The following is a 10603-nucleotide window of genomic DNA, read 5'->3' as shown; positions in this document are numbered from 1 at the left end:
GATGTGGAAAGGCGGTTTGGTGCTTGAAGAGAAAACTAATTAATTTAAGTGCAATTGTACTGATTTCGTTATTGACCGGCATACTCTTTTTTGTGAATGTCAGTCTCAATGCCAAAGCGGATGCACCGGTTTTGCATAATGCGGAGGAGATCTATGAGCTCTCTGATGACGCTGTATTCTACATCCGGTCCATGAAAAGCGATGGTACTCTAATAGCCACCGGCACAGGCGTGCTGCTGTCCCCTAGCGGGACAGCAGCTTCTGCTTATCATGTGATAAAAGAGGCAGAGCGGATTGAGGCGACGTTTAATGATGGACGGGCAGTTGGTTCCATAGAGGTGCTTATTTTTGACGAGCTGACGGATATAGCAATTCTAAAGCTTCCTGATCCACAAGCTGTAATGGCGAGTGGAGAGTCATACCATTTTCTTCCAATGAGAGAAGCGGCTGTGAAACACGGGGAGAAAATATTTGCCGTAGGCTATCCTTTAAAAAACACTCCAATTATTACCGAGGGAATTATTAATACCCCCAAGGCGGAGATCAACGGCAGGAATCGAATTCTGACATCGGCCCAGATTGTTAGCGGGATGTCGGGGGGGCCAGTTATAGATCCATCTGGTCAATTGGTCGGGATTATATCGGGTTCCATGAGGACTATGAATAACATACATCTCGTGATTGATACCGGAGATATTCGAAGTGCACTGCAAACAATTCCAGTAAAGTGAGTTTAATGCGGATGCTTTCTAAATTATTAATTATTTGGATGAGAACATTTTAATGCTGCAAAGTTCAGCGGGGGTGTTGTACTAATGCATAAAAAAAGTGAATGAGCGCCCAGTCAAGATCTGCTATGATAAAGGAAGCAAATAGAAACCTTTCAATTGAGGCAGAGAAGATGAGAAAACCTGTTGCAACGATGTTTTGTATGATTGGCGTGTTTTCAATAATGGTGGCCATTATTATATATCATTGGCTTAATCCATCAGTAACCTATCCGGTAGCCCATAATGGAATATTGGATGCAAGGGAGTGGAATTTTTCTAATGATTCAGTCATTCCACTAAAAGGTGAGTGGGAGTTTTATGCAGGGAAGCTGCTGACTCCCACTGATTTTAAGAATCACCCCGAGCTTGTAGCACAACGACAGACTCTGAAGGTACCCGCTGGCTGGAAGGGGGTACTTGAAACTGACGGAAGAGATGGCTACGGTGTTGGGACATACCGATTGCTCGTTCAAGTAGACAAGACGGATATATATAGCTTGCGAGCCAAAAAAGTTCGGATGTCCAGCCACATTTATATGAACGGCACTGATCTTAAAGGCAATGGGAATCCATCGCTAAACGGAAATGATTTTGTAGCCAGCAATCTGCCCTTTTTTGGTACAGAGAAGGCTGAAGCAGGCTTCATTGAAATTATCATCCAGGTTGCTAGCTTCAAATATCTTGTTGGCGGGCTGGTGCAAGCTCCTGAGTTCGGCTCCTATCGGGCGGTTACGGATCGAATAGATAATTCCCAGCTGGCAGATATGGTTCAGATATCGACAATGCTGTTGTTCGGCTTATACTATGGCGGCATGTTCCGCCAATGGCGCAAAGAACGGCATCTTATGTATTTCAGTTTATTTTGCCTGGCAACCGGCGTTTTTTTTACCATCGACAACGAAATATTGTTATCGAGGTTAATTCCCTCGATCACCTTCGTAGTGATTCAAAAAATCATTTTTATTTGCACCTATTTTTCCTTTTTATTTTTTGCACTGTACATTTTTACCTACTTAGGTGAGCAAAACAATTTGTTGTTTCGCTGGATACTTCGGTTCATTTATGTTTATCTCGTAGTCATTGTGTTCATTCCCAATGAATATTTGGTGAATACCATGACACTGAATTTCCTGTTACAAGGAACCACATTTATATTTATTTTTTATATGCTGATCCGCAATAGCTATAAAGGAGTCTCGGGGACCGGCTTTCTTGCGGTAGGGGTGTTCTTCCTAATCGTCAACTCGATTATTGCCCAGCTTCGTTATGAGCTGGCACTCGACAATCCGTATTATATGATCGTTTCACCATTGCTTCTCGTGTTTTCCCAAGCTTTTCTAATGTCTAACCGTATTCAGCAGGCTTTTAATAAGAATGAACGACTATCCAAGCAGCTGCTTGCTTACGATCGGCAGAAGGATGAATTTCTGGCCAAAACCTCGCATGAGCTTCGCACACCGTTGCATGGTCTTATTAATTTATCACAGTCGCTGCTGGATGATCGCAAAACCGAGCTTAGTCCCCAGCACAAGGAAAATATCAGGCTTATGAACCTAGTTGGCCGACGGCTGGCTGGACTTATTCACGATATTCTCGATATGTCACGAATTAAGCATGGGCATATGCTTATTCATACAACCGCTGTGGATTTACGAATGAGCGTTAGCTTTGTGCTCGAGACGCTTTCCATCACGCCTATTAATAAGCAGGTTATCCTCATTAATGAACTTGATGCTGGGCTGCCTCTAATTTACGCGGATGAAAACCGGTTGAAGCAAATTTTATATAACTTATTGGAAAATGGGATGAAATTTACCGAGCATGGCTCGATTCGCATAAGCGCTGAAATAAGAGGGAAGGAACTCGCTGTTTCTATTACCGATACGGGCAGGGGAATTCCAGCAGGGCAGATCAAGCGTATCTTTCAGCCCTTCCAGCAGTATAACGAAATGGGCGTACAGTCGCCGAGTGGGATTGGTCTTGGACTCAGCATAACCAAGCAGCTTGTGGAGCTGCAGAATGGCAAGCTGGAGGTGGAATCAGAGGTTGGCAGAGGAACACGCTTTACCTTCACGCTGCCGATAGCCCCTGGTGAAGTGTCAGTAGACAAGACGACCTATGATACGGATTTTGTCGAGAGTTATGCTTTCGCAAACCAATTCCGGTCCGAAGAGCCGGCGGAATTTTCTATCCTCTTGGTGGATGATGAGCCTTCCAATGTAAAAATATTAATTGACGCAATCTCATCCTTGAATTATGACTACACGGCCGTATATAGCGGCAAGGAAGCTATTGAGCTGCTGCAACGCTCACCAAAGCCGGATTTGGTTCTGCTTGATTTGATGATGCCCGGTGTTTCAGGGGTAGATGTCTGTAAAGAAATTCGCAAATTGCATGGTTTGGCCGAGCTGCCGGTATTGATGCTGACAGCATCCGGTCAAACCGGTGATATGATTGCTGCGTTCGCAGCAGGAACTAACGATATTTTGCAAAAGCCGTTTGAGTTGACCGAACTTAAGGCCAGGGTACAATCACTGCTTTCCATGAAACGATCTTCAGAGTATGCGGTCCGTAGGGAGATCGATTTTTTGCAAGCGCAAATCACCCCTCATTTCCTGTACAACAGCTTGAATGCCCTTGTTGGGCTCAGCTACAAGAACACCGATAAGCTAAGAGAGACCATTCATCATTTGACGACCTATCTGAGAGCCAAGTTTACTTTCACCTTTCAAAGCCAGCTTGTATCGTTTGAAAGAGAGCTGGAGCTGGTGAAAGCCTATATGGCTATTGAACAGCTGCGGTTTGGCAGCAGGCTTCAGGTTCGTTATTTGATTGAAGAGGGCTTTCATTGTATGCTGCCGCCGCTGATGGTTCAGCCTCTCGTAGAAAATGCGGTGCGTCACGGGATTGGGCCGAAGCCTTCAGGAGGCACGGTGGTGATTCGTGCTTGCCGTGTGCACAAAGGGGTGGAAATTACTGTGGAGGATGACGGAATCGGGATGGATGAAGACATGCTCAATAAGCTGGATAAAGATGAGGGAAGCGGGGTCGGTACCGGGAATGTAAACCGGCGACTAAAAATGCTTTACGCCCAAACATTGGAGATACGCAGTGAGCCCAACCAAGGGACTTATGTAAAGTTTCACATACCGGAGGAACGTGATGCTTAAAGCTGTATTGATTGATGATGAAGAAATTGCTTTGGATGTACTGGAAATTGTGCTGCATGAAGTGGGCGGCGTATTTGTTGAACGCAAATTTCTTCAAGTGGATGAAGCGTTCGCTTATTTGGAGGATACGGAAGTGGACCTGATATTCCTGGATATTGAGATGCCGGGAATGAACGGGTTGATCGCTGCGGAGCGATTGTCTCTGAGTTGTCCGGGCAGTCAGATCATATTCGTTACCGCTTATCAGGAATATGCCGTGGAAGCCTTTGAGGTCAACGCTTTCGGATATTTGCTGAAGCCTGTTTCCAAAGAGCGGCTCGCTAAGACGCTGGAGCGATATCAGTTTCGATTCCGCCAACGGGAGCAAGTGCAGAGCAAGCCTATTCGATCTTCTGCCGAGGAGGAGTTGGAGCCTATCGGGGAAACGGAGGAAACCTCTCTACATTTGAATGTTCTTGGGAGTATGGAACTGTACGATTCAGATCATTCCTTGGTAACGTGGAGGACGAAGAAAGCGAAGGAAATGTTCGCTTATCTTTGGCATTATGATGGCAACCCTGTGCAGCGCAATCGCATTTTGGAGGATATGTGGCCCGAGCACACGCTCGATCGGGCGCAGGCTTTGTTTCACACGACGTTATACCATCTTCGCAATACGCTAAAAAACGCAGGGTTTCAGGACGCGGTTATGTTTGGCGATGAGAGATATTGGATGCGGTTAGAGGGAATTGTGAGTGATAAGTCACAGCTGGGCGCATTAATGCACTATAAAGATGGGGATCTGTCCGTGGTAGGGGAATTGGTTAAGCTTTATCGCGGCGACTATTTAGAGTCAGAGAATTATGCATGGGCAGCAGCTAGACGATACGAAATTCGTGCTGCCTATCTGCAATCCTTGCAACAGCTGCTTCCTCTAGCAGGCCGATTGGAAAGAGAATCTATTTTGCGAAAGCTTATTATGCTAGAGCCTTATACGGAAGTTCATTACAGACTCCTGCTGAAAGATTTGAAGGAAGCGGGAGAAGGCGCTGCGGCGCGGAATCTGCACAATCTAATGGTGGATAGATTTAGAAATGAGCTTGGGATTGAGATTTCGCTGGAATAACTTCTAATTCAAGCTGAATAAAGGAAATCGAAATTTCTTTATTTGTGCATATAACTGTACTAATGCGCAAAAAGAGAGAGAGAACGGAAGCATCTGCTTCCGCTGTCTCTCTCTTTTCTATAATTGCTATTTACTTGCACAAGGTCTCTCAGATCTAACTAAATTTCAAGGCGCAACCTCACTCATTAAACCTCCAATTCCTCGTATGTGGTAATATGTGGTAAAATGGATGAAAAGAATATAGAGGGGAGTGTGCTATAAGGTGGATTCCAAATGGGAACAAGCAACAGCTTTACTGGCACAGCATGGACAAGAGCAGCTGCTTCAGTTTTATCCTCAATTATCTGCAGCTTCACAGGCAAAACTGGTCGATACTATTCTTAACTTGGATTTTAACAAAATTAACAATATGCTGAATAACCGACCTACCGCTGCGGATCATATGGAAGCATTGGATTCCATACATGCTTGGGATTGGGACGAGTTTGACGTCCTAGAGCAGGAGCAATTTACGCAAAAGGGCTGGGAGCTGCTGCGGAAGGGGAAAGTTGGAGCATTGGTTGTTGCAGGCGGGCAAGGAAGCAGGCTGGGACATGAAGGTCCCAAAGGTACCTATGATATCGGATTGCCTTCGCATAAATCATTGTTTCAGCTGCAAGCGGAACGTCTGATCAACCTATCCAAACGGGCTGGTACTGCGATTCCATGGTATGTTATGACAAGCCCGGATAATCATAGAGAAACGGTCCACTTCTTTAATAATCATGATTTCTTTGGCTATGCTCAAGAAGACTGCTTCTTTTTTGAACAGGGAGTTATGCCTGCTTTAGATGAAAGCGGGAAAATACTGATGGCTGCCGAAGATGAGATTAGCCTGGCACCTAGCGGCAATGGGGATTGCTTCGCTGCACTTAAGCGCTCTGGCGCTTTGGATGATTTGAAGCGCCGCGGCGTGGAGTGGCTGTTCTATTACAATGTCGATAATGCGCTGATAAAGGTGGCTGATCCGGTATTTATTGGAGTGGCTTCGCATTTCAACAATCCTGTAGCGACTAAAGTGATTGAGAAGGTCGAACCAGAGGAAAAGGTTGGAGTAGTCTGCTTGAAGAATGGTCATCCAGCTGTAGTAGAATATAATGAATTGCCGGAATCTATTATGTATGATCGGGATGATCAGGGAAAGCTGAAATACCGTCTGGCAAATCTGTCCATTCAATTGTTTCGTACCGACTTTATTGAGAAGCATGCGCAAACCGAAATCCCCTACCATGTGGCCCACAAAAAGATTCCATATGTTAACAGCGAGGGTGCTTTAACGGCTCCGGACAAACCGAATGCTTATAAGTTTGAAAGGCATCATTTTGACTTTTTCCCGTTGGCTGATAACCTGACCGTACTATTAATGAAGCGAGATGCTGAGTTTGCCCCAGTGAAAAATAAAGAAGGTGTAGACAGTCCATTTACGGCAAGGAAGATGCTATTCGAATTGCATCGCAGCTGGCTTCTTGCGGCAGGTGTTCCTCCAGAAAGGCTAGCTACTCGGGAGATCGAAGTATCTCCATTGGTTTCATATGCCGGGGAAGGATTGGATCCGCTGGGGGTTAACTTCTAACATCATTCGAATTCAGCAATAAAATTTTTTTGCAGGCCTTATAGAAAAATCGATGGCAAATATGGTTTGCTTTTAATGGAAAACGCAATATTGGTTCTTTTAAGCTTAAAAAATTATGCTAGAATAGGTGGAGAACTTCAACTAACTCTAATACGAATATAAAGAGGGCCGCCATCTATGTTAAACCGACTGAATAAATTTTTGGAAAAAGTGATGCCGCTGCTGACTCCGCTAGGTGTTATTGTAGGCTTGTTGTGTGCGTCGTGGTTATCCTCCTACAGCTTTCTCGCGCCATGGATTTTTGCAGCGATGACCTTTGCTGGAAGTCTTGGATCTAATTTCAAGGATTTGGGCAAAGTAATCATGCATCCGTTTCCGCTTATTGTCATTTTCATTATTTTACATGTAGTGATGCCATTGATTGGGTGGGGAGCAGGTCAATTATTTTTCCCAGGCGACGATCTGACTCAGACGGGATTCATCCTGCTGTTCGTAATTCCAACCGGGGTCATAAGCTTGGTGTGGGTTACGATATACCGTGGCAATCTGGCGCTAACGTTAGCATTAATATTGCTCGATACGATGCTTTCCCCATTTATTGTGCCTTACAGCTTAACGTTGTTTGTAGGCGCCAAGGTAGAAATGAACACTTGGGACATCATGCAAGGACTGCTCTGGATGGTAGTTCTTCCATCATTGATAGGCATGGCGCTGAACCAGCTTACCAAAGGCAAAATCAAGTCACAGTGGGGCCCGAATTTAGCTCCATTTTCCAAAATCGGATTATTTATTGTTGTATCTCTTAATAGCTCTGTAATAGCTCCTTATCTTAAACAAATGAATTCTCAGCTGGCCGTCATTATATTGGTTGCATTTGTATGCGCTACATTAGGCTATGTGCTTGGATGGTTCGTAGCGAAAGCGATGGGTTGGGATCGTGAATTAACCATTGCTTTAACGTTCAACTCCGGTATGCGGAATTTAAGCGCGGGTGCGGTACTGGCTATCGCCTTTTTCCCGGCGCCGGTCGCGCTGCCTGTTATCGCGGGAATGCTGTTCCAGCAAATTCTCGCTGCATTGTTCGGTTACAGATTAGGCAAAAGCTTGGGCATGAATGGACAAACCGCAACCAAAGCAGCTTAAACAAGAGAAAGTATTCATGGGCTCAGTATAATGCCGTGGATACTTTTTTGTTGACCGCAGTGGTCTTTCTGTCTATTATTAAGTCTGTTTGGTCATTCTAGTAGAATAGATGATCAGGGATTAAATTACAGAGTATTTTGCAGAGGGGACAACCATGATGAAGGGGAAATCCAAATATACGGCGACGGTGTCGCTCGGAATAATGGCGGCGGGGTTTGTGGGAACATTGTTTGTAGATGGGCCTTGGGTGCGTTTTTTACAAAGTGGCTTTGAAGCAGGGCTCGTAGGAGGGTTGGCGGATTGGTTTGCTGTTACTGCGCTGTTCCGGCATCCACTTGGTATTCCGATACCACATACGGCTCTTTTGCCGAAAAATCGGGCTAAGGTTTCGCAAGCTTTTATTACTACGATCCAGGAGGATCTCCTGAGTAAGAAGAGCATTATGGATAAGCTGGCTCAGGTGCCCATTATTATAAGGCTTTTGCGTGGGGCTGAGCAGCAATTGGCGACAGACGGCGCTAAAGCGGGAATAGCGAAAATAAGCGAGTTTGCGATTCAACAAATTCCATTGGAGAAGCTCGCTGCCTACGGGGAAAAAGAAATCATTCGTCTTTTAGGAACGTTGGATTTGCGCAGCTTGATTGATAAAACACTTGGACAAGCTTATGCAAGAGGTTATGATGAGAAAGCTTTCGATTTTGTGCTGGATATGGCAGAAAAGCTGGTCAGAAAGAATGAAATTCGGGATCGCATGGGTGTGATGGCTGTACAAGCTTTGGCCCATCTGAAAACAAACGGACTCATGCAGTTTGCATTGAATGCGTTCGTTGGATTTTTTAATGAAGAAAAGCTTGGCAGCTTGATTCAGCAGTTTATGCTTACAGGTATAGAGGGCTTGAGGTCTAAAGAAAATGCAAATCGCCAAGCTGTGATGGAAGCATTGAGAGATTGGTTGAATAAGCCTGAGCATCAGGAGAATATTGCGTTGGAGCTGGAGAAATGGAAAGAGCAGCTGGCAACCGAATGGAAGCTTGGCGATAAGCTACTCGTGCTGCTGCAGCGGCTGCAAACACAGGCGCTCGAATGGGTGCGTGAGGAGCAGTTTGCCGAGAATCATGTGATTCCATTCCTTTCACGTATGATCAAGCAGATTGAAGAAAATGAAGATCTACTAAATCGGATGGAGCTTGGGCTGAGGGAGCAAATTGCTCGTTTAATTGAAGCTAACCATCATAAGATTGGGGCGTTGATCAAGGAAAATATCGACCGCTTTGACGATGCTACGCTTATTGAACTTATGGAAGATAAAATTGGCGGGGATTTGCAATGGATTCGTGTGAACGGTGCGATTTGCGGGTTTTTGATCGGGCTTGTGTTGGCTGGGGTACATGCGATTGTACAATAATGCCATTTGCCTGTTAGTTTAATAAAAAATTATGGACAAGCCCCAATTTTGTAGACATAGAAAAAAGCCCTAGGCAAAAAGCTGGCGACGGTACTCAACCGGAGTCAGCTTGTTTAGTTTCTTCTGGATTCGTTCTTCATTATAAAAACGGATATAATCTTCAATACTTCGGCTATATCTCGTATGTCATAAAAAGCGAGCGTACCATACTTATCCCGCAGGACAAGCTGCCTTTAAGCTTGAGATATATCCTCAATGAAAGTGTTTCGATTAGAAAGCTTTTCGAAGGAATGAAGAAATGAGCGAGTAACCTGCCTAACTTGCTTAGTTTAGAGCTGCATTTGAGCTTAAGATCTTTAATGCACTCCATGATCAAGGGGGATTTTTATAGAAATAGTGGGGGGTGAGCCCTGGAGGATTTTGTACGGAACGGAGAGTTCCGTTATTCCATCAGCCGCCTCCAATCTGGGGCAATAGCGGAAGTGGTAATTCCGTTATGTTGGCTGAATGGAGCATTTATGCACAAAAACAGAGCGATAACGGAACTAGTTGTTCCCTTATCACTCTGATTTTTGGAGTTTTCAGGTGATAACGGAACAATTACTTCCGCATTGCCCTTCACTTCCGTGAATGCAGTACTGGCGTGTTGTTTAAGGCTATGTGCGGGTGGATCTCTTCGCTAAAAGTATAGTGAAGCTAACTGTATGTACTTGGAACATTGCAGAGGAGTTCATGGCTATTAATAACAGTTCGAACACCGGCTTAGAGGAGTAAGGAAGGGCGCAAAGCACGAAGTAGAACAAAAGAGGGAACGAATGTAGGGTGTAGAAGCGTAAGCGCCGCCCTGGTCGTCACCTCCGGTGACTGCTCGAGTAAGCAGCTTACCTTTGAAGCTACTGTTCCGACCGCTGCAAGCCTACCAATCAAGGAACACGAGTTCAACAGCTGCCGTAATCCCACACCCATCCCTCCAAAGCGCACAAATGTAGATCGTACACGAAGGACGCCGTAAGGCTTTTTTTGTAGAATTTATATGTTTTGGAGAGAACGAAGCTTACTCTGATTTTTGGTCTCTCTCTTGCGGGGGTGGGAATCCATCCTATTATGCTATGTCTTTACCATGAGTCCAGCTGACTAACGGATCGTCGATCCTCTATGGGTTGAAAACCTATCCCATTTCATGAAGTAGAGGAACTACTAGATCTAGAATAAAAAGTGGACACCTCATAAGAGAATGCAGATAATTAAATTACAAAGAGGAAGAGGTGTCCGGTGTGGGTGAGATGAGACAGAGGTTCAGTGATGAGTTTAAAGAAAAGACAGTAAAGTACATTCAAGAACAGACAAAGAGCGTTCCGCAGATTGCAGAAGAGTTAAACATCCCAGCAGGAACGTTAC

8 protein-coding genes are annotated in these 10603 nt (G+C 44.9%); 7 read left to right on the top strand and 1 reads right to left on the bottom strand.

The window, feature by feature from the left end; translation table 11 throughout:
- The first annotated feature begins 23 nt into the window (after positions 1 to 23).
- The 6 genes from NV381_RS35590 (at position 24) to NV381_RS35565 (ending at position 9205) form a co-directional block, all read left to right on the top strand.
- A complete protein-coding gene (locus tag NV381_RS35590) occupies positions 24 to 731 on the top strand; it encodes a S1 family peptidase (protein ID WP_258218015.1) in 708 nt (235 codons plus the stop codon).
- Between the two features lie 170 nt (positions 732 to 901).
- Positions 902 to 3940 (top strand): ATP-binding protein, encoded by a 3039-nt coding sequence (locus NV381_RS35585; protein ID WP_258218014.1) that lies wholly within the window; start codon positions 902 to 904, stop codon positions 3938 to 3940.
- A complete protein-coding gene (locus tag NV381_RS35580; RefSeq protein ID WP_258218013.1) occupies positions 3933 to 5045 on the top strand; it encodes a response regulator in 1113 nt (370 codons plus the stop codon). Before NV381_RS35585 ends, NV381_RS35580 begins: the two co-directional genes overlap by 8 nt.
- Before the next feature lie 262 nt (positions 5046 to 5307).
- A complete protein-coding gene (locus tag NV381_RS35575; RefSeq protein WP_258218012.1) occupies positions 5308 to 6657 on the top strand; it encodes a UDPGP type 1 family protein in 1350 nt (449 codons plus the stop codon).
- A gap of 177 nt (positions 6658 to 6834) precedes the next feature.
- Positions 6835 to 7800, top strand: coding sequence for a bile acid:sodium symporter family protein (locus NV381_RS35570; protein ID WP_258218011.1), 966 nt, complete (start codon positions 6835 to 6837; stop codon positions 7798 to 7800).
- A 154-nt stretch (positions 7801 to 7954) separates the two neighbouring features.
- Complete coding sequence (locus NV381_RS35565; protein ID WP_258218010.1) at positions 7955 to 9205, top strand: DUF445 domain-containing protein; 1251 nt, start codon at positions 7955 to 7957, stop codon at positions 9203 to 9205.
- 69 nt (positions 9206 to 9274) lie between these two features.
- On the opposite strand, the gene NV381_RS38570 is transcribed toward NV381_RS35565, so the two are convergent.
- On the bottom strand, positions 9275 to 9370 hold the full coding sequence (locus tag NV381_RS38570) for an IS3 family transposase (RefSeq protein ID WP_419182332.1): 96 nt from the start codon (positions 9368 to 9370) through the stop codon (positions 9275 to 9277).
- Positions 9371 to 10488: 1118 nt separating this feature from the next.
- Here NV381_RS38570 and NV381_RS35560 point away from each other — a divergent pair.
- Positions 10489 to 10603: transposase (locus NV381_RS35560; RefSeq protein WP_258212789.1), on the top strand; the 115-nt coding region annotated here is incomplete at its 3' end.

Origin of the sequence: Paenibacillus radicis (ex Xue et al. 2023) (assembly GCF_024722015.1) — a bacterium.
In the GTDB taxonomy this organism is placed as follows: Bacteria; Bacillota; Bacilli; order Paenibacillales; family NBRC-103111; genus Paenibacillus_S.
Note: the sequence above shows the minus strand (reverse complement) of the source record. Positions and strands in the feature narration are given on the sequence as shown.

Excerpts from the sequence above, each read along its gene's own strand:
- NV381_RS35570 (WP_258218011.1), top strand. The coding sequence starts at position 6,835 with ATGTTAAACCGACTGAATAAATTTTTGGAAAAAGTGATGCCGCTGCTG.
- NV381_RS35580 (WP_258218013.1), top strand. The coding sequence starts at position 3,933 with ATGCTTAAAGCTGTATTGATTGATGATGAAGAAATTGCTTTGGATGTA.
- NV381_RS35565 (WP_258218010.1), top strand. The coding sequence starts at position 7,955 with ATGATGAAGGGGAAATCCAAATATACGGCGACGGTGTCGCTCGGAATA.
- NV381_RS35585 (WP_258218014.1), top strand. The coding sequence starts at position 902 with ATGAGAAAACCTGTTGCAACGATGTTTTGTATGATTGGCGTGTTTTCA.